The organism is Kytococcus schroeteri, assembly GCF_042433515.1.
In the GTDB taxonomy this organism is placed as follows: domain Bacteria; phylum Actinomycetota; class Actinomycetes; order Actinomycetales; family Dermatophilaceae; genus Kytococcus; species Kytococcus schroeteri.
The window spans coordinates 261297-283021 of record NZ_JBHLVH010000004.1 but is presented as its reverse complement, the minus strand read 5'-3'; the positions used below and the strand labels follow the sequence as shown (position 1 = coordinate 283021).

The following is a 21725-nucleotide window of genomic DNA, read 5'->3' as shown; positions in this document are numbered from 1 at the left end:
GGCGGCCACCCCGTGGGGTGACCGCCGCCGTCGTCGTGGGGGAGGGGCCTCAGTCCTTCTTCGGCTTCTCCACCTTCACGAGCTCGGTGTCGCGGACCTCCAGGGTCTCGCCGTCGGTCTCGGTGACCTCGCACACCACGTGGCCCGAGGAGACGACGTCCTCCCACGCGCGGTGCGCGGCCTCGCGCTGGTCGGCCGGGCCGGCCAGGGTCATGGCGGTCACCTGGGCGCGCATGCCCATCTTGGCCTCGGACTTGGCCTTGCGGATGCCGGCGAGCACGGCCGCCGCGGCCGGCTTCACGGCCGCGTCGCCCTCCTGGACCCCGGGAACGGCCAGCTCACCGGTGGTGGGCCACGGCGCGCGGTGCACGCTGCCGGCGTGCCACCAGCTCCAGACCTCCTCGGTGGCGAACGGCAGGAAGGGCGCCAGCAGGCGCAGCTGGACGTCCAGGGCCACGCGCAGGGCGGCGCGGGCCGAGGTGGTGGCGGCGGAGGCCCCGTCCTCGGCGCCGTAGGCGCGCGACTTCACGAGCTCCAGGTAGTCGTCGCAGAACGACCAGAAGAAGGTCTCGGTGACCTCCAGGGCCTTGGTGTAGTCCCACGCCTCGAAGCCGGCGGTGGCCTGCTCCACCACGCCGGCCAGCTCCACCAACAGGGAGCGGTCCACCGGCTCGGTCACGGCGGCCAGGAGCTGCTCGGCGGTCTGCGCACCGGCCACCTCACCGAAGCCCAGGGCGAACTTCGAGGCGTTGAGCAGCTTGATGGCCAGGCGACGCCCCACCTTCATCTGCTGGGTGTCGAAGGCGGTGTCCACGCCCTGGCGGGCCGAGGCCGCCCAGTAGCGGACCGCATCGGACCCGTGCTGCTCGAGCAGGTCCACCGGGGTGACCACGTTGCCCTTGGACTTGGACATCTTCTTGCGGTCCGGGTCCAGGATCCAGCCGTTGAGGGTGGCGTTGTGCCACGGCACCGAGCCGTGCTCGTGGTGGGCGCGCACGATGGTGCTGAACAGCCACGTGCGGATGATGTCGTGGCCCTGCGGGCGCACGTCCATCGGGAACACCAGGTCGAACAGCTCGGGGTCGTTGCGCCAGCCGCCGATGATCTGCGGGCTGAGCGAGCTGGTGGCCCAGGTGTCCAGCACGTCCGGGTCGGCGGTGAAGCCGCCCGGCTGGTCGCGCTGCGACTCGTCGTAACCCGGCGCGGTGTCGGACTGCGGGTCCACCGGCAGGTCGGCCTCGGCGGGGGTGATGGGGTGCTCGTGGTCCGGCTCGCCGTCGGCGTCCAGCGGGTACCAGATGGGGAAGGGCACGCCGAAGAAGCGCTGGCGGCTCACCAGCCAGTCGCCGTTGAGGCCCTCGATCCAGTTGGCGTGACGGCGCTCCATGTAGGCCGGGTGGAAGTCCACCTCCTGCCCGCGGGCAATGAGGGCGGCGTTGAGGTCCGCGTCGCGCCCGCCGTTGCGGATGTACCACTGGCGCGAGGTGACGATCTCCAGCGGCTTGTCGCCCTTCTCGAAGAAGTTCGCCTTGCGCTGGGTCTTCTGCGGCTCCCCGATGAGCTCCCCGGAGGCGCGCAGGGCCTCGACCGTGTTCTCGCGGGCGGTGTGCACCGTCTTGGTGGCCACCGAGGAGGCGTAGAAGTCGGCCGCCGGGGAGTCGGCGAGCCACTCGGGCGTCTCACCGACCAGGCGTCCGTTGCGGGTGATCACCGACCGGGTCGGCAGCTGCAGCTCGCGCCACCAGGTGACGTCGGTGAGGTCACCGAACGTGCAGCACATGGCGATGCCGGCGCCCTTGTCCATCTCGGCGGCGGTGTGGGCCACCACCGGCACCTCGACGTCGTACAGCGGGGTGCGCACGGTGGTGCCGAACAGGTGCTGGTAGCGCTCGTCGTCCGGGTGGGCGATGAGGGCCACGCAGGCCGGCAGCAGCTCGGGGCGGGTGGTCTCGATCTCCACGTCACCCTCGGGGCCGTGGAAGGCCAGCCGGTGGTAGGCGCCCGGGTAGTCGCGAGCCTCCAGCTCGGCCTGGGCCACGGCGGTCTGGAAGGTGACGTCCCACAGCCCGGGGGCCTCGGCGGAGTAGGCCTCGCCACGCTCCAGGTTGCGCAGGAAGGCCTGCTGGCTGGTGGCGCGGGCGTTGTCGTCGATGGTGCGGTACTGGAAGTTCCAGTCCAGCGAGAGGCCCAGGCGGCGGAAGAGCGCCTCGAAGGCCTTCTCGTCCTCCACGGTCAGTTCGTGGCACAGCTCGATGAAGTTGGGGCGGCTGATGGGCTGCTGGTCGGCGGCCTTCACGGACTTGCCCTCACCACCGCGCTGCGGGGGCTCGTAGCCCTCCACGTACGGCTGGTTGATGTCGCCGCGCACGCCGTAGTAGTTCTGCACGCGGCGCTCGGTGGGCAGGCCGTTGTCGTCCCACCCGATGGGGTAGAAGACCTCCTTGCCCGTCATGCGGTGGTAGCGCGCCATGCAGTCGGCCTGCGTGTAGCCGAAGACGTGGCCCACGTGGAGCGAGCCCGACGCGGTGGGCGGCGGGGTGTCGATGGTGAAGCGCTGGTCGCGGGGCAGCGAGGCGGCACGCTCGCGGTCGAACGCGTAGGTGTCCTGCTCCTGCCATACCGCGGTCCAGCGGTCCTCGAGGCCGTCGACGGACGGCTTGTCGGGCAGCTGGGCGGGACGGGCGGCAGAGGAGTCGGTCATGCGCGGCATTGTCGCACCCGCTGGTGGCGGTCGGCTCCCTGGTGGCCCGGGGACCCGGTAGGCTGGTATCAGAGGCAGCGATCCGGCCATCACCGGGGAGCCTTCCGGAAGAACGGCCCACCCACCGGGCGCCCCACGGGCGGCCACAGGTGGGCTCACTAGACCCGGACGGGTAGGCCCGAGACAGCCGTCACGAAGGGGCCCGTCCCCGTCGTCCGCCCCCCGGGTGCGGACGGGAGGCCGGGCAAGAGAGGTGGTACCGCGGGACCCGCCGTCGGTGGGTGTCGTCCTCGGCAGCACGAGCAGCACGACCAGGTCGTGCGGCACGAGACGAGGAGCCGCGATGAGCACCGCACCCGAGACCACCCCCGCTGAGCAGACCCCGCCCGCCGGCCCGGGCGTGTACCCCATCGTGCGCACCGGCACCCCCGGTGCCCCCGGCAGCGGCGTGACCGCGCCGTCCTTCCCGGAGATCGAGCAGGGCGTGCTGCGCCACTGGGAGGCCGGCGACACCTTCCGCAAGAGCGTGGAGAACCGCCCCGCAGGGACCAACGGTGAGAACGAGTACGTCTTCTTCGACGGGCCGCCCTTCGCCAACGGCCTGCCGCACTACGGCCACCTGCTCACCGGCTACGTCAAGGACGTGGTGCCGCGCTACCGCACCATGCGAGGCCAGCGCGTGGAGCGCCGCTTCGGCTGGGACACCCACGGCCTGCCGGCCGAGCTCGAGGCCATGCGCCAGCTGGGCATCACCACCAAGGAGGAGATCCTCCAGAAGGGCATCGACTCCTTCAACGACGCGTGCCGTGCCTCGGTGCTGAAGTACACCGACGAGTGGCAGGCGTACGTGCACCGCATGGGCCGCTGGGTCGACTTCGAGAACGACTACAAGACCCTCAACGTGGAGTACATGGAGAGCGTCATCTGGGCGTTCAAGCAGCTCCACGAGAAGGGGCTGGCCTACCAGGACTTCCGCGTGCTGCCCTACTGCTGGCGCGACCAGACCCCGCTGAGCGCCCACGAGCTGCGCATGGACGACGACGTCTACCAGATGCGCCAGGACCCGGCCGTCACCGTCGGCGTGCGCCTGGAGACCGGCGAGACCGCGCTGGTGTGGACGACCACCCCGTGGACCCTGCCCAGCAACCTCGCGGTGATGGTGGGGCCCGACATCGACTACGTGGTGGTGGAGTCCGACCCCGCCACCGACCCGACCGGCGCCTCCCAGCGCTACGTGGTGGCCGAGGCGCGCCTCGAGGCGTACGCGCGCGAGCTCGGCGAGGATCCCGCCTCGCGCGTGGTGGAGCGCCTCAAGGGTGCCGACCTGCTGGGCCGCTCCTACGAGCCGCCGTTCAGCTACTACCGCGGCCAGGAGAACGCCCACCGCGTGGTGGAGGCCGACTTCGTGACGACCACCGACGGTACGGGTCTGGTGCACTCGGCCGGCGCCTTCGGTGAGGACGACAAGGTGGTCACCGACCGCGAGGGCATCGAGCCGGTGATGCCGGTGGCCGCCGACGGCACCTTCACCGCCCCGGTCGGCGAGTACGCGGGCCTGCAGGTGTTCGACGCCAACGCGCCGATCATCGCCCACCTCAAGGCCGCCACCCGGGCGGTCGGCGGCCAGGCCGGGCAGGACACCGGGTCGGTGAGCCCGGGCACCGTGCTGCTGCGCCACGAGACCTACGACCACTCCTACCCGCACTGCTGGCGCTGCCGCACGCCCCTGATGTACAAGGGCGTCGAGTCCTGGTTCGTGAAGGTCACCGACGTCAAGGACCGGATGCTCGAGAACAACGAGCAGATCACCTGGGTGCCGGAGAACGTCAAGCACGGCCAGTTCGGCAAGTGGCTCGAGGGCGCCCGCGACTGGTCCATCACCCGAAACCGCTACTGGGGCTCCCCGGTGCCGGTGTGGGTGAGCGACGACCCCGAGTACCCCCGCACCGACGTGTACGGCTCGCTGGCCGACATCGAGGCCGACTTCGGCGAGCTGCCGCGCAACGCCGCCGGCGAGGTGGACCTGCACCGCCCGTGGGTGGACCACCTGACCCGCCCCAACCCGGACGACCCGCGCAACGCCGGCGCCGCGCCGGGGGAGCACACCGGCTCCACCATGCGCCGCGTGGAGGACGTGCTGGACGTCTGGTTCGACTCGGGCTCGATGTCCTACGCCCAGAACCACGTGCCCTTCGAGAACGCCGAGTGGTTCGAGCACCACTTCCCGGCCGACTTCATCGTGGAGTACATCGGCCAGACCCGCGGCTGGTTCTACACGATGCACGTGCTGGCCACCGCGCTCTTCGACCGCCCGGCGTTCAGCAATGTCATCTGCCACGGCATCGTGCTGGGCAGCGACGGCCAGAAGATGAGCAAGTCGCTGCGCAACTACCCGGACGTCTCCGAGGTGTTCGACCGCGACGGCGCCGACGCGATGCGCTGGTTCCTCATGAGCAGCCCCATCCTGCGCGGCGGCAACCTCGTGGTGACCGAGCAGGGCATCCGCGACGGCGTGCGGCAGGTGATGATCCCGCTGTGGAACGCGTGGTCCTTCTTCGCCATGTACGCCAACGCCGCCGGCGAGGGCGGGCACCGCGCCCAGTGGTCCACGGCCTCGACCGACCCGCTGGACCGCTACGTGCTGGACGCCACCGGCACGCTGGTACGCGAGGTGACCGAGTGCATGGACGCCAACGACCTGGCCCGCGGCTGCGAGCTGGTCCGCGACTTCCTGGACACCCTCACCAATTGGTACATCCGCCGGTCCCGCGACCGCTTCTGGGAGGGCACCGACACCGCCTGCTTCGACACCCTCTACACGGTGCTCGAGACGGTGTGCCGCGTGGCCGCCCCGCTCCTGCCCTTCGCCACCGAGGAGATCTGGCGCGGGCTCACCGGCGGCGAGTCGGTGCACCTGGCCGACTGGCCGGACGCCGCGGACTTCCCGAGCGACCCGGCGCTGGCCGCCGCGATGGGGACCGCCCGCCAGGTGGCCTCCGTCGGCTCGGGCCTGCGCAAGACCCGGTCGCTGCGCACCCGCCTGCCGCTGCAGAGCCTCACCGTGGTCACCGAGGACCCGCGGGCCCTGGCCGACCAGGGGGCGCTGCTGGCCGACGAGCTCAACGTCCGCGAGGTGCGTCTGCTGGCGCTGGACTCCGACGAGGCCGCCTCCTACGGCGTCGAGCAGCGCCTGGTGGTCAACGCGCGCGCCGCCGGCCCGCGCCTGGGCAAGGACGTGCAGACGGTCATCAAGGGTTCCAAGACCGGTGACTGGTCGGTGGACGCCGACGGCACCGTCACCTCCGGCGGCATCGCCTTGGTCGAGGGGGAGTACACCCTGGAGACCGTGACCTCCGGCGACGACGAGGGCACGGCCACCGGCGTGCTGCCCGGCGGCGGCTTCGTGGTGCTCGACACCACGGTCACCGACGAGCTGGCCGCCGAGGGCACCGCCCGCGACGTCATCCGCGCCGTGCAGGGCGAGCGCCGCGCCGCCGGGCTCTCGGTGGGCGACCGCATCTCGCTCACCGTGGTGGGCGACGAGCAGGTGTGGGCCGCGGCCGTGGCCCACCAGCAGCTCATCATGGACGAGACCCTCGCGGTGCAGTTCGGCGCCGGCGGTCCGGACACCCCGCTGCCGGCCGGCGGCGACTGGCACCGTGGCGAGGTGGACCTCGGCGAGGGCCGCACCGTCACCGTGCTGCTGCGCCGCAAGGAGTCCCGCGCATGAGCGCCGACCCCCGCCGAGAGGCCGCCGAGAACCTGGAGACCACTCGCCGCGTGCGGGAGGTCACCCAGGCGCTCATGGCCCGCATGCCCGAGAGCGACGTGGTGCCCACCCTGGACCGGGTGGCCCGCTGCATGGAGCTGCTGGGCGACCCGCAGCGCACCTACCGGGTGGTGCACCTGACCGGCACCAACGGCAAGACCTCCACCACCCGGATGGTGGAGCGCATCCTGCGGGAGACCGGGCTGCGCACGGGGCGCTTCACCTCCCCGCACCTGCACGACCCGCTGGAGCGCATCAGCATCGACGGTGCGCCCATCGACCCGCGGCACTTCCTCGAGGTGTGGGACGACGTGGCGCCCTTCATCGCCATCGTCGACGCCGAGAGCGAGGCCGCCGGCGGCCCGCCGCTGAGCTACTTCGAGTGCATCGCCGTGCTCGCCCTGGCCGCCTTCGCCGACGCCCCGGTGGACGTCGCCGTCATCGAGGTCGGCCTCGGCGGCCGCTGGGACGCCACCAACGTGGCCGACGGCGACGTCGCGGTCATCACCCCCATCGGGCTGGACCACGAGCGCTACCTCGGGGGCGACGTGCAGTCCATCGCCGCCGAGAAGGCCGGCATCGTCAAGCCCGGGGCGCGGGTGGTGGTGGCCGAGCAGGCCGAGGAGGCGCGCGCCGTCGTCGCCGACGCGGTGGAGGCCGCCGGCGCCCGCCTGGCCACGGCCGGCGTCGACTTCGGCGTCACCGAGCACGACGTGGCCGTCGGTGGCCAGCTCGTCGGCATCCGCGGGCTGGCGGGGGAGTACGACGAACTCGTGCTGCCACTCTTCGGCCAGCACCAGGCGCAGAACCTGGCCCTGGCGGTGGCCGCCGTGGAGTCCTTCCTCGGTGACGGCCAGCAGCCGCTGGACCCCGAGCTGCTCCGCGAGGCCGTGGCCGGCATGACCGCGCCCGGCCGGCTCGAGGTGGTGCGGCGCTCGCCGACCGTGGTGGTCGACTCCGCGCACAACCCGCACGGCATGGAGACCCTGGCCCGCGCCCTGGAGGAGTCCTTCACCTTCGCCCGCCTGGTGGGCCTGGTGGCGGTCTTCGAGGACAAGGACGCCGAGGGCATGCTCTCCGCGCTGGCCCCGGCGGTGGACCACCTCGTGGTCTCGCGCAACTCCAGCCCGCGCTCCATGGAGCCCGAGGCGCTCGGCCGTTTGGCCCGGGAGCTGCTCGGCGACGACATGGTGACCGTGGTCGAGAACCTGCCCGACGCGCTCGACCTCGCCGGCTCGCTGGCCGACGAGGGCGGCGTGAGCGGCGGCGTCATCGCCACCGGCAGCATCCACACGGCTGCGGACGTGCGGATGCTGCTGGGCACCACGGACGTCTCGTGACCCGCGTGGGAGGATCCCCCTCGTGAGTTCACCCATCCCCGTGGTCGGTCCGCTGGGCAAGATGTCCCGCCGGTTCACCAGCGTCACCCTGTTCTTCCAGTCCTTCGCCGTCTTCTTCGGTGCCCTCACCGCACGGGCGCTGGCCCACGCTCGGGGTGACGTGCATTCCACGTCCTACCTCGTCGGCGGGTCGGCGTTGGCCGTGGCCTGCCTGGTGACGATGGTGGTGCTCAAGCGCCGCTGGGGCGTCACCCTCGGGTGGGTCCTGCAGGTGCTCACCGTCCTGTGCGGCCTGGTGGAGCCGGCGATGTTCGTGGTCGCCGCGATCTTCCTCGGGCTGTGGGTGGCCGCGCTCTACTGGGGTCACCGCATGGATGAGCTCACCCGGCAGTTCGCCGCCCGCCACGGCGGCACCGGGGCCGCGCAGGAGAACTCCACGGAAGGTGGTCGGTGATGGGTTGGCTCGAGGCGATCGTGCTGGGACTGGTGCAGGGGCTCACGGAGTTCCTGCCCATCTCCTCCAGCGCGCACCTGTCGGTGGTGGGGCGGTTCTTCGGTGACGAGGACCCCGGAGCGGCGTTCACCGCCATCACGCAGCTGGGCACCGAGGCCGCGGTGCTCATCTACTTCCGCAAGGACATCGCCACCATCGTCACCAAGTGGTTCAAGGCGTTGGCCGGGAAGGTGCCGCACAGCGACCCGGACGTGCGGATGGGGTGGCTGGTGATCGTGGGCACCCTGCCGATCGGCCTGCTCGGCGTGCTCTTCCAGGACCTCATCGAGACCAAGCTGCGCAACCTGTGGCTCACCGCCTCGATGCTGCTGGTGTTCGCCCTGGTGATCGGCGTGGCCGACCGGCTGGCCGCGCGCCGTCCGCAGGGCGAGGCCAAGGAGCTCCAGCAGCTCAGCTGGGGCGACGGCCTGAAGTTCGGCCTGTGGCAGTCCCTGGCGCTCATCCCGGGCGTCTCGCGCTCCGGTGGCACCATCGCCGGTGGTCTGTTCATGGGCTACTCGCGTGTGGCCGCCGCCCGCTACTCGTTCCTGCTGGCCATCCCGGCGGTGCTGGCCTCGGGCCTCATGCAGGTGGTGAAGATCGCCGACGACCCGGTGGCGCCGCAGTGGGGCCCGATCGTCGTGGCCACGCTCATCAGCTTCGTCGTGGGCTACGCGGTCATCGCCTGGCTGCTGCGCTACATCTCGAGCCACGACTTCACCGCCTTCGTGGTGTACCGCATCGTGCTGGCCCTGGTGCTCTTCGGCCTGCTGGGCACCGGCACGCTCTCGGCGACGGGCGCCTGAGTCGCGGACGCCCCGACGCGGGGGCCGCGCCCCTGCACGACCGGCGAGCCGGCGGTGCCCCCACGGGCGCCGTCGGCTCGCTGGCTAGGGTGGGTCCGTGACCACGACTGCAGCTGACACGAACGAGACCATCGAGCGATCCCTGGTGCTGGTGAAGCCCGACGGCTACCGCCGCGGCCTCACCGGACAGGTGCTGGCCCGCATCGAGGCCAAGGGCTACCGCCTGGCCGCCCTGACGGTGGTGGAGGCCACCCGTGAGCAGTTGGCCGCCCACTACGCCGAGCACGAGGGCAAGCCCTTCTACGAGCCGCTCATGGAGTTCATGGCCTCCGGCCCGCTGGTGGCCGCCGTCGTGGAGGGCCACGGCTGCATCCCCGGCTTCCGTGCGCTGGCCGGTGCCACCAACCCCACCGAGGCGGCCCCGGGCTCCATCCGCGGCGACCTGGGTCGTGACTGGGGCCTGAAGGTGCAGCAGAACATCGTGCACGGCTCGGACTCGCCGGAGTCCGCCGAGCGCGAGATCGCCATCTGGTTCCCGCAGGGGGTGTGACCTCCCTGACGCCCACGGAAGCGGGCTCCGCCGGCCGGTTCTCCGGCCGGCGGTCTCGGGAGGGACATACGATGCCGCCCATGACTTCGAGTTGGCAGCGCCTGCGCGGTGGTGACCTGGCGGTGGACCTGGGGACCTCGCGGACCCGGATCTGGCGCAAGGGCAGGGGCATCGCCCTGGACGAGCCGTCGCTGCTGGCGGTCGAGGGGGGCACGGGCAAGGTGCTCGCCGCCGGTGAGCGCGCCCGCGGCCTCATCGGCCGTACCCCGGCGCACGTGCACATCATGCGCCCGGTCCGCGACGGCGTGATCGTCGACGCGGACGTCGCCGAGTCGATGCTGCGCACCTTCGTCGACCAGGTGCACTCCAGCTGGCTGAACCGCCCCCGCGTGGTGGTCGCCACCCCCTCGCAGATCACCGCCGTGGAGCGCCGCGCCGTCGAGGAGACGGTCCTGCGCTCCGGCGCCCGCGAGGTCTTCATCGTGGAGCAGGGCATGGTCGCGGCCATCGGGGCCGGGCTGCCGGTCAACGACGAGCAGGCCTCGATGGTGCTCGACCTCGGCGGCGGCACCGCCGACGGGGCCATCACGGCCCTGGGCGGCATCGTCCGTTCGGGCTCGGCCCGGGTGGGCGGTGACGACCTCAGCGAGGCCGTCCGCGACTGGCTGCGCACCGAGCACCACCTGCTGCTGGGGGAGCGCACGGCCCAGGACCTCGTGGCCCAGGTGGGCTCGGCGGTGCCGCAGCGCGAGGAGGCCACGGCCCGCGTGCACGGCCGTGACCTGCGCACCGGCCTGCCCGAGACGGTGGACGTCACCGGGGCCGCGGTCCGCGAGGCCATGGCGGCGCCGCTGGACGGCATCGCCGCCTTCGCCCGCAGCCTGGTGGACCAGTGCCCGCCGGACCTGGCCGGTGACGTCACCGGCCGTGGCGTGGTGCTCACCGGTGGGGTGGCCCTGCTGCGCGGCATCGACCAGCGCCTCTCCCGCGAGCTGGCCCTGCCGGTGCACGTGGCCAAGGACCCGCAGCGGGCGGTGATCCGCGGTGCGGGGCGGTGCATCGACGACCTGGCGCGCCTGCGCCGCATCGTGGTCGGGGAGCAGCGGTACTGATGGCCGACCGCATCCGTCCGTACTCCGGTGACCGTCGGGTGCGGGGCCGGCGCCGGGGTGACTCCCAGCGCCGCGTCCCCGTGGGCGTGGTCCGCCGGGAGGGCCTCACCGGCCGCCGGCTGGGCATGCAGCAGCGGGACCGCTCCGCCGAGCGCCGCGCGTGGGCGGGGCCCCTGGCGGCCCTGGCCCTCACCCTCGCCGCCGTGGGGGTCGACGCGGTGTCCCCGGCGGTGCTCGACCCCGTGCGCAGTGCCTCGGAGGTGGCCTTCGCCCCCCTGCAGCGCGCGATGGTGGTGCCGCCCACCGACGAGCTGCAGGCCGTGGAGTCCGAGCGCGACCGTCTGGCCGACGAGCTGCGCGCCCAGCGCGAGAAGAACCGGCTGGACTCCGCCGCCGTGGGGCTGTTCGACTCCGAGGTGGTGGCCGGACGTGAGCTGACCCCGGCCCGCGTCATCGGGTTCACCGCGGCCACGGCCACCTCGCCGGACCGCCGCGTCACCCTCGACGTGGGCTCGCGCGACGGCGTGGAGCCCGACCTCACCGTGGTCTCCCGCCGGGGCCTGGTGGGCCGCGTTGTCTCGGTGACCGACTGGACGAGCGAGGTGATGGTCCTCGGTGACCCGGCGCTGTCCCTGGGCGTCCGCTCCTCCTCCGGCGCGATGGGGGTGCTCTCGGCCACCGCGCCCCCCGGCACGCCCGCCCGCCAGGCCAACCAGCTGACCCTGCAGGCCTTCGAGCCGGGCACCTTCAAGGAGGGTGACCTGCTCACCACGCTGGGTGGGGCCAACAGCCCGTTCGTCTCCGGCGTGGCCGTCGGCCGCGTGGCCTCGATCGACCCGGACAAGGGCCAGCTCCAGGAGACGGCCGTGGTGCGCCCCGGGGTGCAGGTCTCCACTCTCGAGGTGGTGGGCGTGCTGAGCACCGCCGAGCGCGACCGCTCGCGCGAGACCACCACGCTGCCGGAGTCGCAGCCCAGCCCGTCGGGCCCGGACGCCTCGCCGGGCGGTGACGCCTCGGCGGACCCGTCCTCCCAGCCGTCCTCCAGCGGGGACCAGACCGGTCCGCTGGACGGCAACCCGAGCGACGACGAGTCGGTGCTCGTGGACCCCTCGGCCCCGGTGGACCAGCCCACCGACGCCCCGAGCGACGCCGCCCGCCCGGACGCCCAGCCCGCCTCGCCGACCCCCACCGGAGCCCCGTGATGCGTTTCATGATCGGCCTCATCCGCGTCGTGGCCATGGTGCTGCTGGCGGTCGTGACCACCGGTCTGCTGCCGCGGGTGTCCTTCCCCGCGCCGGACCTGCTGCTGCTCGTGGTGCTGGCAGTGGCCCTGCTGCGTGGTGCGCGGTCGGGCCTCGTGTGGGGCCTGGTGGCCGGCTGGCTGGTGGACCTCGTGCCGCCGGGCGCCGGGGTGGCCGGTGCCACCGCCCTCACCTACGGCCTGGTGGCCTGGGCGGCCGGCTCCTTCGCGGCCACCGTGCGCCGCTCGTGGTTGCTCACCTCGGTGACCGTCGCCGTGGCGGCGCTGGCCGTGCAGGGCGTGCGCTGGGTCATGGCCCTGGCCCTGCAGAAGCCGACCGGCGACACCGTCGACCCGTGGGCCTGGCTGCTCACCGCGCTGCTGGGCGTGGTGGTGGTGCCCACCCTGATGCACCTGGAGAACGCTGCCCTGACGAGGAACGCCACGTGATGCAGATCCTGAGGACCGCCCGCCGCCGCACCGTGATCATGGGGGTGCTGGTGCTCGTGGCGCTGCTCGTGCTCGGTGGACGCATGGCCCAGATGCAGGTGGTGCAGCACGACCGGTACGCGACCGCGGCGCAGACCACCAACACCCGCTCGATCGTGCACCCGGCGGTGCGTGGCCGCATCCTGGCCGCCGACGGCACCCCCTTCGTGCGCAACGTGGCGCACTCCACGGTGACCATCGACCCGCAGGTGATGCGCGAGCAGGAGGACAAGGGGCGCGGCATCGTGGAGGCCGTGGCCACCGAGCTGGGGCAGGACCCCGACACGCTGTGGGGCCGCACCCGCACCTGCGGCGCCAAGGACGCGCCCCGCCCGCCGCGCTGCAACTCCGGTGGCGCCTACCAGCCCATCACCATGGCCCAGGGCGTGGACCCGGTGAAGCTGCTGCCGCTGCTGGAGCGCCCCGAGGACTACCCGGGCGTCAAGGTGGACGCCACCGCCGAGCGCGGCTGGCCCAAGCCGAAGGGTGCCCTGGCGGCCCAGACCTTGGGCTACCTGACGCGCGTGAGCGCCGAGGACCTCAAGGGGCGCGACGACCTGCAGTCCACGGCCATGATCGGCCGCGACGGGCTGGAGGCCTTCTACGACGGCGACCTGCGCGGCCGCAACGGCGTCACCAAGGTGGCCGTCTCCCCGGCCGGCCGCTTCCTCGAGGAGATCAGCCACACCGAGCCGCAGGCCGGTCTGGACGTGCGCACCCACCTGGTCCCGGAGGTGCAGCGCGTGGCCGAGGAGGCACTCGCGCAGGCCAGCCAGGCCGCGGCGCGCAAGAACGGGGCGACCCAGCCGGGCGACAAGGGCAGCGCCAAGACCGGTGCTGCGCTGGTCATGGACGTCGAGACCGGGGGAGTGGTCGCCTCGGCGAGCCTGCCGGGCTACAACCCGGAGGTCTGGAAGGGCGGCGTGGACTCCCAGCAGCTGGAGCAGCTGGTGGACGAGGACGGTGGGGTGCCGCTGACGAACAAGCTCGTCTCCTCGGTCTTCCCGCCGGCCTCGACCTTCAAGGCCGTCTCGCTGCCGACCGCCTTCAGCCAGGGGCTGGACGCGAAGGAGATGTACAGCTGCCCGGCCCGCGTCAAGATCGGTGACCGCTACTTCCGCAACTTCGAGTCCAAGGAGCACGGCGACCTCACGCTGCAGCAGATCATCGAGGTCTCCTGCGACACCGCCTTCTACCGCTGGTCCTTCCGCACCTGGCGCGGACTGGGCGGCCTCAACGCCAAGGACGTGGCCGACCCCTACGTGGAGATGGCCCGCGGCTTCGGCCTGGGCTCGCGCACCGGCATCGACCTCCCGCACGAGTCGGCCGGCCGCATCCCGGACCGCGAGTGGAAGCTGGCCTACTGGGAGTCCCTCAAGGAGGGCTACTGCAAGCGGGCGGAGACCGGGTACACCAAGAAGGAGGTGCCCGACGCCCAGAAGCGCAAGGAGCTCAAGGAGAGCGCGCAGGAGTTCTGCCTGCGTGGGTACCAGTACCGCGGCGGTGACGCGGTGAACTTCTCCATCGGCCAGGGTGACGTCTCCACCACCCCCCTGCAGATGGCCGTGGTCTACGCCGCCATCGCCAACGGGGGCAACGTCATCGAGCCGCGGCTGGCCAAGGAGGCGGTGGACGTCGACGGCAAGGTCGCCAAGACCTACGACACCACCGTCCGCCAGCGGGTCGGCTTCACCGAGGAGTCGCTGCGAGTGCTCCGCGAGGGCCTCGAGGGCGTGATGACCCGGGGTACCGCGTCGTGGGCCTTCAAGGACTGGGACAACGCGCGCCACCCCCTGGCCGGCAAGACGGGGACCGCTGAGGTGGCCAACCAGGCGCCCACCTCCTGGTTCGTCAGCTACGACGCCGGTCAGAAGTCGAAGTACGTGGTGCTCGTGGTGCTCGGCGACTCGGGAACCGGTAGCGAGTACGCGGCGCCGGTCGCGCGCTCCATCTGGAACACGATGAAGACGCAGGGCCTGCTCGAGGCCAACGGAGCGGACGCCCCCGTCTCGTCGGCCGACACGAAGGCCGACATCGAGGCCGCCACGAAGCGCGCCGAGGAGGCCAAGGCCCGGACCGTGACCGTCAAGGACGTCACCAAGGAGTCCCTCGTGGGGCCGGTGGACACGGAGTTCCAGGACGGCGGGGCACCCGCCGACGCGCCCACGGAGAACCCGTCGGCGTCGGCCGCCCCGGAGGCGGCCGTGGGGCGCACCCGTCAGTGATAAGGTGACACCTTGCCGTTCGATCGGCCGCGGACGCCGAATGCCCCGGAGAACAGGCCCGGGCGCGCCGCGCAACGACCCTGAGGAGTCACGCTTGACCACGCTGGACGCTGCCAAGAAGAAGTCCATCATCGAGGAGTACGCCACCACCGAGGGTGACACCGGGTCGCCGGAGGTGCAGGTCGCCCTGCTCACGCAGCGCATCAAGGACCTGACCGAGCACTCCCGTCAGCACAAGCACGACCACCACACCCGTCGTGGCCTGCTGCTGCTGGTGGGTCGCCGCAAGCGCCTGCTGCGCTACCTGGAGTCCACCGACATCGAGCGCTACCGTGCGCTGATCAAGAAGCTCGGCCTGCGCCGCTGAAAGAGCTCTCTGCCGACTGCGGCCCCCCCCGGGGGCCGCTTTTGGTATGAGTAGAGGGGGTCGGCCGGTCCGACCGGCCTCCTCGTGACCCGTCGCACCACGCGCCGGGAGGAACACCGGACCACCAGACACACGGCACAACGACGATGCCCGTGTGCTGACCAACAGAAGGGAGGACCCCATGGAGGGTCCTGAGATCACGTTCGCCGAGGCCGTCATCGACAACGGTGCCCACGGCACCAAGACGGTCCGGTTCGAGACCGGGCGACTCGCCCAGCAGGCCGCCGGCTCGGTGGCCGCCTACCTCGTCGAGGACGACATCGACGACAGCACCATGGTCCTGTCGGCCACCACGGCCGGCAAGGAGCCCAAGGACCACTTCGACTTCTTCCCGCTGACGGTGGACGTCGAGGAGCGCATGTACGCCGCGGGCCGCATCCCCGGCTCGTTCTTCCGCCGTGAGGGCCGCCCGGGCACCGACGCGATCCTCACCTGCCGCCTCATCGACCGCCCGCTGCGCCCGACCTTCACCAAGGGCCTGCGCAACGAGGTGCAGGTCGTGGTGACTGTGCTGGCCCACCACCCGGACCACCAGTACGACGTGCTGGCCATCAACGCCGCCAGCGCCTCCACCCAGATCTCCGGCCTGCCGTTCTCCGGCCCCATCGGTGGTGTGCGCCTCTCGCTCATCGACGGCCAGTGGGTGGCCTTCCCGAACTTCTCGGACATCGCCCGCTCCACCTTCGACATGGTGGTGGCCGGCCGCATCGCCGGCGACGACGTCGCGATCATGATGGTCGAGGCCGAGTCCACCGAGTCCACCTGGACCCTGGTGAACGACGAGGGCAAGACGGCCCCCACCGAGGAGGTCGTGGCCCAGGGCCTCGAGGCCTCCAAGGTCTTCATCCGCGCCCTGTGCGAGGCCCAGCAGAAGCTGCACGCCGAGGCCGGCAAGGAGGTGCAGGAGTTCCCGCTGTTCCTGGACTACCAGGACGACGCCTACGCCGCCGTGGAGGCCGCCGCCGCGCAGGACACCGCGCAGGCCCTGACCATCGCGGGCAAGCAGGAGCGTGAGGCGCGCCTGGACGAGATCAAGGAGTCCCTCAAGGCCGAGCTGGCCGGGGCCGACGAGGAGGAGGGCAAGCCCTTCGCCGGTCGCGCCAAGGAGGTCTCCGCCGCGTTCAAGGCCCTGCAGAAGAAGCTCATCCGCGAGCGCATCCTGCGTGACGGCGTCCGCATCGACGGCCGTGGCCCCAAGGACATCCGTGCCCTGTCCGCCGAGGTGCAGGCCCTGCCGCGCGTCCACGGCTCGGCCATCTTCGAGCGTGGCGAGACCCAGATCATGGGTGTCACCACGCTGAACATGCTGCGCATGGAGCAGCAGATCGACGGCCTCGGCCCGGTGACGCGCAAGCGCTACATGCACAACTACAACTTCCCGCCGTTCTCCACCGGTGAGACCGGTCGCGTGGGCTCGCCCAAGCGTCGCGAGATCGGGCACGGCGCCCTGGCCGAGCGTGCGCTCGTGCCGGTGCTGCCGAGCCGCGAGGAGTTCCCGTACGCCATCCGCCAGGTGTCCGAGGCGCTGGGCTCCAACGGCTCCACCTCGATGGGGTCGGTCTGCGCCTCCACCATGTCGCTGCTCAACGCCGGTGTGCCGCTCAAGGCGCCGGTGGCCGGCATCGCCATGGGCCTGGTGTCCGCCGAGGTCGACGGGGGCGTGCAGTACCAGGCGCTCACCGACATCCTCGGTGCCGAGGACGCCTTCGGCGACATGGACTTCAAGGTGGCCGGCACCAAGGACTTCGTCACCGCCATCCAGCTGGACACCAAGCTCGACGGCATCCCTGCCGAGGAGCTGGCCAAGGCGCTCACCCAGGCCCGCGACGCGCGCCTGCACATCCTCGACGTGATGTCGCAGGCCATCGACGCCCCGGACGAGATGAGCCCGAACGCCCCGCGCGTCATCGCGGTGAAGGTGCCGGTCGACAAGATCGGTGAGGTCATCGGCCCCAAGGGCAAGATGATCAACCAGATCCAGGAGGACACCGGCGCCGACATCTCCATCGAGGACGACGGCACCGTGTACATCGGCGCCACCGACGGCCCCTCGGCCGAGGCGGCCCGGTCGGCCATCAACGCCATCGCCAACCCGCAGATGCCGGAGATCGGCGAGCGCTTCCTGGGCACGGTCGTCAAGACCACCACCTTCGGTGCGTTCATCTCCCTGCTGCCGGGCAAGGACGGCCTGCTGCACATCTCCGAGATCCGCAAGCTCGTCGGTGGCAAGCGCATCGACGCGGTCGAGGACGTGCTGAACGTCGGCGACAAGGTGCAGGTGGAGCTCAAGGAGATCGACCAGCGCGGCAAGCTCTCGCTGGGCGCCGTGGTGGCCGACGAGGAGGGCGCGGCCGAGGCCGCCCCGCAGTCCGGCAAGATCGGTGGCGGTGCCCGGGCGACCCGCACCGAGGACGAGGCCGAGCGCCCCGAGCCGGTGTCCGTCCGCGAGGACTCCGCCGATGCCGAGCCGGCCCGTGAGGCCGTCGAGGGCGACTCCGACGGTGAGGACGGCGAGCGTCGTCGTCCGCGTCGCCGCCGTGGCGCCCGTGGTGGCCGCGGCCGTGGTGAGGGCTCGGAGGACTGAGCCCCACCGTCCGGGTGACCGGCTGACGCACTGACACGAGGAGGCCCCCACCGTGTGGTGGGGGCCTCCTCGCGCGTCCGGCCGGGGTGGCCGAGCGGTGCCGGGTGCTGCGTGCTCAGCAGCAGCGGTTCTGCGGGTTGGTGTCCTGGGCGTCCATGCGGGCGCGCCAGTACTCCTTCTCGGTGGGCACCGGGCAGTCCGGGTGGTCGCGCCGCATCCGGGCCACGTACTGCTCGTAGTGGTTGTCGCCCATGATCGAGGCCACGTACCACCGGGCGAAGCGCAGCCCGCGGAGCCAGGCAGGGCCTTGGCCCCCCGGCCCGGCGGCCCGCGGTGGGGTCGCCGGGCCGGGGGAGCGGTCGGTGGTGGGCGCCACGGTCAGTGGCTCCGCGCCGGGCTGCCGCTCGGGTCGAGACCGGCGGCCTGCCACTGGGCGAGGACCTCCTTCTCGGCCGGGGTGGGGAAGAACCCGCGCGGGGCGAAGGTGCGCGAGGGAACCGGCTCGTCCTCGCTGGTGGGCAGCCCGCCGGCGCGGACGGCCTTGAGGCACACCCACAGGGCGGCCAGCACCACCACGGCCACGAGCAGGGCGAACACGATCGACAGCGTGCCCTGGATGAAGGTGTTGCGCACGACCGCGTCCACCGCCTCGGGGGTCTTGGCCGTGCCGCAGGCGCCCTGGCCGGTGTCGCGGAAGGCCTTGCACGCGTCGTGCTGCGCCCAGTAGCCGATCTTCGGGTTGTCCGAGAAGATCTTCTGCCAGGAGGCCGACATCGTCACGACGAGGTCCCACACCAGCGGCACGCCGGGGATCCAGGCCCACTTCACCAGGCCCTTCTTGACCACGATGGTGGTGACCACGGCCAGCGCGATGGCGGCCAGCAGCTGGTTGGCGATGCCGAACAGCGGGAAGAGCGTGTTGATGCCGCCCAGCGGGTCGGTGACGCCCATGACCAGGATGGAGCCCCAGCCGGCCACGACGAGGGCCGAGCAGAGCCACGCGCCGACCTTCCACGAGGGGTCCTTGAAGCGGCCCAGGCCCGGCACGTTGCCGAGGGTGTCGCTGAGCATGAAGCGCGCGACGCGAGTGCCGGCATCGACCGTGGTGAGGATGAACAGCGCCTCGAACATGATGGCGAAGTGGTACCAGAACGACTTGATGCCGTCGCCACCACCGAAGGAGGAGAGCACCTCGCTCATGCCGAACGCGAGAGTGGGCGCGCCACCGGTGCGGCTGACGATGGACTCCTCGCCGAGGTGCTTGGCGGCCTGGTCGAGCTGCTCGGCGGTGACGGGCGTGCCGCCCAGGCCGAGGCCGTTGACGTAGTCCGCGGCGGTCTGCGCGGTGCCGCCGGTGGCGGCCGCCGGGGCGTTCATGGCGAAGTACACGTGCGGGTCGAGGATGACCGCGGCGATGAGCGCCATGATGGCCACGAACGACTCGGTGAGCATGGACCCGTAGCCGATGAGGCGGGCCTGGCCCTCCTTCTCCAGCAGCTTGGGGGTGGTGCCGGAGGAGACCAGCGCATGGAAACCCGAGAGGGCACCGCAGGCGATGGTGATGAACAGGAAGGGGAACAGGTTGCCGGCGAACACCGGGCCGGTGCCGTCCTTGCCGAACTGGCTCAGCGCCGGGAACTGCACGGCCGGGGCAGCCACGAGGATGCCGGCGGCCAGCAGCACGATGGTGCCGACCTTCATGAAGGTGGACAGGTAGTCGCGCGGGGCCAGCAGCAGCCACACCGGCAGCACCGAGGCGGCGAACCCGTAGGCGATGAGCCACCAGCTCAGGGCCAGCGGGGAGAGGGTGAAGGTCTCGGCGCCCCACGAGGTGTCGGCGACCACGCCGCCGGCCACGATGGCGGCCAGCAGCAGGGCCACACCGATGAGGGAGACCTCGGAGACGCGGCCGGGGCGCAGGAAGCGCAGGTAGACACCCATGAACAGGGCGATGGGGATGGTCAGCGCCAGTGAGAACACGCCCCACGGGCTGTGTGCCAGGGCGCCGATGATGACGATGCCGAGCACTGCGATGAGGATGATCATGATGCTCAGCACGCCCACGATGGCGGCCCAGCCACCGACCGGGCCGAGCTCGTCGCGCGCCATCTGGCCCAGGGAGCGACCGCGGCGGCGGGTGGAGAGCGCCAGCACGAGGTAGTCCTGCACGGCGCCGGCGAAGACCACGCCGAAGATGATCCACAGGGTGCCGGGCAGGTAGCCCATCTGTGCGGCCAGCACGGGGCCCACGAGCGGGCCGGCGCCGGCGATGGCGGCGAAGTGGTGGCCGAAGAGCACGCGCCGGTCGGTGGGCATGAAGTCCTGCCCGTTGTCGTACAGCTCGGCCGGGGTGGCGCGGTCATCGCGCGGCTTGACGACCTTGTACTCGATGAGCCGGGCGTAGAAGCGGTAGGCGATGAGGTAGGTGGCGACGGCGGCGAGCACGAACCACACGGCGTTGACCTGCTCGCCGCGCGAGATCGCGATCATCCACCAGGCGACGGCTCCGGCCAGGGCCACGACGCCGAAGACGACCTTCTCCCTGGGCGTCACGGTGTGGGGCTCGGAGACCGAGACCGGTGGCAGGTCACGGGCCTCGGGGGCCCGCCGCTCCTGCGGGGGTGCTGACATCGGGGTCCTCCTGAGGGGATGGGGGCGTGAGGTGCCTCGAACCTACGCCCGTCGGAGGCCGTGGCACCCGGCCCCGCGCACGGCGTGACCCGACCGTGACCTCAGGGTCGCGTCACCAGCTCCGCGGCGCCGCGGCAGGCCCGGGAGAACAGGGCCTCGAGCGGTCCCCGGCGGCCGAGCAGCACCAGCGGGACGGCCACGGCGGCCATCACCGCCAGGTGCACCACGAACACCTCCACGCCGTAGTCGCCCGATCCGTCGTAGAAGGTGCGCACCAGGATGTGCAGCGTGTACGCGGTGAGGCTCATGGTGCCGATGGCGCCCAGCAGCACCCACAGCCGCTGGGCCCGCGGCCACGCCTGCACCACCAGGAGCCCCATCCCGATGACGGCCATCGACGTGCCCACTGTGTGCAGGAGGTCCATCATCGTGGAGGCGTGGGGGTACATGGTGAGCTGCCAGACCCAGTCGGCCGGGGCCTGCCCGTGCAGGCCGTGGCGCGCCTCCCGGTCCAGGCCGGCGAAGTCCGCCACGGGGGCGTCGTTCCACGTGGCCAGCATGCGGTGCTGCACCCAGGGCTGGGCGGTGGCGAGCCGGCTCACCAGCCACGCGCCGGTGGCCAGGGCCACCCCGCCCAGGGCGATGCCGCGCTGGACCGTCCAGCGTGTGAGGTCGAGCCGGCCCAGGGCCATGCCGGCCAGGACGTAGCCGAACCAGAACACCACCGGGTAGAAGCCGGTGAGGGTGAGCTGCTCGGTGGTGGCCAGCCACCCGCCGTGGTCGGGCAGGGAGTGCACGGGGCTGCTGGGGTCGGCCACCCAGGCGCGCGCCGGCGAGGCCAGCCACGGGGCCACCAAGCACCACGCCACCGCCCACGTGGCCAGGGCCAGGGCCCCCAGGTGCACCAGGGGCACCGCGAGCAGGAACATCGCACCGTAGGCCGGCAGGATCACCGCGATGCCGGAGTCCAGGGTGCCCAGGGCCAGCCCGAGCAGGTAGAGCAGCAGTGCGCGCACCGACAGGCTGATGCGGGCGTCGTGCAGCCGGGAGCCCACCAGCGGGGTGCTGCGCCCGGTGACCAGCGCGATGGAGAGCCCGGCCAGCACGGCGAAGAGCGCCGAGGACCGCCCGATGACGACCCACCCGAGGTCGCCCCAGGGCTCGTCGACGTAGCGGACGTTGAGGTGCGTGCCCACCATCCCGACGACCGCCGCGGTCCGCGCGAGGTCGATGCCCCGCAGTCGGGGTTGACGGGTGCCCCGGGGGTGGGCCGGGGTGTCGTCGACGCGAGCGGGGACGGCATGGGACATGGGGGGCAGTCTCTCAGGTGACCCCCCCGGTGTTTGCTGCATCACATT

General features: G+C 72.0%; 15 protein-coding genes. 11 read left to right on the top strand and 4 right to left on the bottom strand.

The features are described 5' to 3' along the window. Nucleotides 1-49: 49 nt before the first annotated feature. Nucleotides 50-2701 carry a valine--tRNA ligase gene (gene valS, locus ACFFHC_RS03075; RefSeq protein ID WP_070706258.1) on the bottom strand — a complete coding sequence of 884 codons (2652 nt, stop codon included), beginning with the start codon at nt 2699-2701 and terminating at the stop codon, nt 50-52. A 343-nt stretch (nt 2702-3044) separates the two neighbouring features. Here valS and ileS point away from each other — a divergent pair, with 343 nt between their 5' ends. The 11 genes from ileS (at nt 3045) to ACFFHC_RS03020 (ending at nt 17736) form a co-directional block, all read left to right on the top strand. Beyond that, nucleotides 3045-6431, top strand: a complete 3387-nt coding sequence (ileS, locus tag ACFFHC_RS03070) for an isoleucine--tRNA ligase (RefSeq protein ID WP_379802930.1) — start codon at nt 3045-3047, stop codon at nt 6429-6431. Further along, nucleotides 6428-7810 (top strand): bifunctional folylpolyglutamate synthase/dihydrofolate synthase, encoded by a 1383-nt coding sequence (locus ACFFHC_RS03065; protein WP_070706245.1) that lies wholly within the window; start codon nt 6428-6430, stop codon nt 7808-7810. Before ileS ends, ACFFHC_RS03065 begins: the two co-directional genes overlap by 4 nt. Before the next feature lie 22 nt (nt 7811-7832). Beyond that, complete coding sequence (locus ACFFHC_RS03060) at nt 7833-8264, top strand: DUF4233 domain-containing protein (RefSeq protein WP_237769857.1); 432 nt, start codon at nt 7833-7835, stop codon at nt 8262-8264. Continuing rightward, entirely contained in the window at nt 8264-9109 is an 846-nt protein-coding gene (locus ACFFHC_RS03055; RefSeq protein WP_070706246.1) for an undecaprenyl-diphosphate phosphatase, read from the top strand. The genes ACFFHC_RS03060 and ACFFHC_RS03055 overlap by 1 nt, the downstream gene beginning before the upstream one ends. A gap of 97 nt (nt 9110-9206) precedes the next feature. Then, a complete protein-coding gene (gene ndk, locus ACFFHC_RS03050) occupies nt 9207-9659 on the top strand; it encodes a nucleoside-diphosphate kinase (RefSeq protein WP_070706247.1) in 453 nt (150 codons plus the stop codon). 80 nt (nt 9660-9739) lie between these two features. Then, nucleotides 9740-10771: a rod shape-determining protein gene (locus tag ACFFHC_RS03045; protein ID WP_070706248.1), complete on the top strand. Its 1032-nt coding sequence runs from the start codon at nt 9740-9742 to the stop codon at nt 10769-10771. Next, nucleotides 10771-11973, top strand: coding sequence for a rod shape-determining protein MreC (gene mreC / locus ACFFHC_RS03040; protein WP_070706249.1), 1203 nt, complete (start codon nt 10771-10773; stop codon nt 11971-11973). Before ACFFHC_RS03045 ends, mreC begins: the two co-directional genes overlap by 1 nt. Beyond that, entirely contained in the window at nt 11973-12461 is a 489-nt protein-coding gene (mreD, locus tag ACFFHC_RS03035; RefSeq protein WP_070706250.1) for a rod shape-determining protein MreD, read from the top strand. The genes mreC and mreD overlap by 1 nt, the downstream gene beginning before the upstream one ends. Further along, the gene (locus tag ACFFHC_RS03030; RefSeq protein ID WP_141494352.1) at nt 12461-14725 is read left to right on the top strand and encodes a peptidoglycan D,D-transpeptidase FtsI family protein; all 2265 of its coding nucleotides are present in this window, start codon (nt 12461-12463) and stop codon (nt 14723-14725) included. The genes mreD and ACFFHC_RS03030 overlap by 1 nt, the downstream gene beginning before the upstream one ends. A 103-nt stretch (nt 14726-14828) precedes the next feature. Then, nucleotides 14829-15092 (top strand): 30S ribosomal protein S15, encoded by a 264-nt coding sequence (rpsO, locus tag ACFFHC_RS03025; protein WP_070706260.1) that lies wholly within the window; start codon nt 14829-14831, stop codon nt 15090-15092. 181 nt (nt 15093-15273) lie between these two features. Continuing rightward, nucleotides 15274-17736, top strand: coding sequence for a polyribonucleotide nucleotidyltransferase (locus ACFFHC_RS03020; RefSeq protein ID WP_070706252.1), 2463 nt, complete (start codon nt 15274-15276; stop codon nt 17734-17736). A 115-nt stretch (nt 17737-17851) separates the two neighbouring features. On the opposite strand, the gene ACFFHC_RS03015 is transcribed toward ACFFHC_RS03020, so the two are convergent. The 3 genes from ACFFHC_RS03015 to ACFFHC_RS03005 all read right to left on the bottom strand — a co-directional run bounded on the left by ACFFHC_RS03015 (nt 17852) and on the right by ACFFHC_RS03005 (nt 21677). Next, nucleotides 17852-18112, bottom strand: a complete 261-nt coding sequence (locus tag ACFFHC_RS03015; RefSeq protein ID WP_070706253.1) for a YbdD/YjiX family protein — start codon at nt 18110-18112, stop codon at nt 17852-17854. Nucleotides 18113-18114: 2 nt separating this feature from the next. Further along, nucleotides 18115-20367: a carbon starvation CstA family protein gene (locus ACFFHC_RS03010; protein ID WP_070706254.1), complete on the bottom strand. Its 2253-nt coding sequence runs from the start codon at nt 20365-20367 to the stop codon at nt 18115-18117. A 101-nt stretch (nt 20368-20468) separates the two neighbouring features. Beyond that, on the bottom strand, nt 20469-21677 hold the full coding sequence (locus ACFFHC_RS03005; protein ID WP_180802259.1) for a heparan-alpha-glucosaminide N-acetyltransferase domain-containing protein: 1209 nt from the start codon (nt 21675-21677) through the stop codon (nt 20469-20471). Between the last annotated feature and the right edge of the window lie 48 nt (nt 21678-21725).

Coding starts and splice junctions, on each gene's coding strand:
- valS (WP_070706258.1), bottom strand. CDS start 2,701: ATGACCGACTCCTCTGCCGCCCGTCCCGCCCAGCTGCCCGACAAGCCG.
- ileS (WP_379802930.1), top strand. CDS start 3,045: ATGAGCACCGCACCCGAGACCACCCCCGCTGAGCAGACCCCGCCCGCC.
- ACFFHC_RS03065 (WP_070706245.1), top strand. CDS start 6,428: ATGAGCGCCGACCCCCGCCGAGAGGCCGCCGAGAACCTGGAGACCACT.
- ACFFHC_RS03055 (WP_070706246.1), top strand. CDS start 8,264: ATGGGTTGGCTCGAGGCGATCGTGCTGGGACTGGTGCAGGGGCTCACG.
- ACFFHC_RS03045 (WP_070706248.1), top strand. CDS start 9,740: ATGACTTCGAGTTGGCAGCGCCTGCGCGGTGGTGACCTGGCGGTGGAC.
- mreC (WP_070706249.1), top strand. CDS start 10,771: ATGGCCGACCGCATCCGTCCGTACTCCGGTGACCGTCGGGTGCGGGGC.
- mreD (WP_070706250.1), top strand. CDS start 11,973: ATGCGTTTCATGATCGGCCTCATCCGCGTCGTGGCCATGGTGCTGCTG.
- ACFFHC_RS03030 (WP_141494352.1), top strand. CDS start 12,461: ATGCAGATCCTGAGGACCGCCCGCCGCCGCACCGTGATCATGGGGGTG.
- ACFFHC_RS03020 (WP_070706252.1), top strand. CDS start 15,274: ATGGAGGGTCCTGAGATCACGTTCGCCGAGGCCGTCATCGACAACGGT.
- ACFFHC_RS03010 (WP_070706254.1), bottom strand. CDS start 20,367: ATGTCAGCACCCCCGCAGGAGCGGCGGGCCCCCGAGGCCCGTGACCTG.
- ACFFHC_RS03005 (WP_180802259.1), bottom strand. CDS start 21,677: ATGTCCCATGCCGTCCCCGCTCGCGTCGACGACACCCCGGCCCACCCC.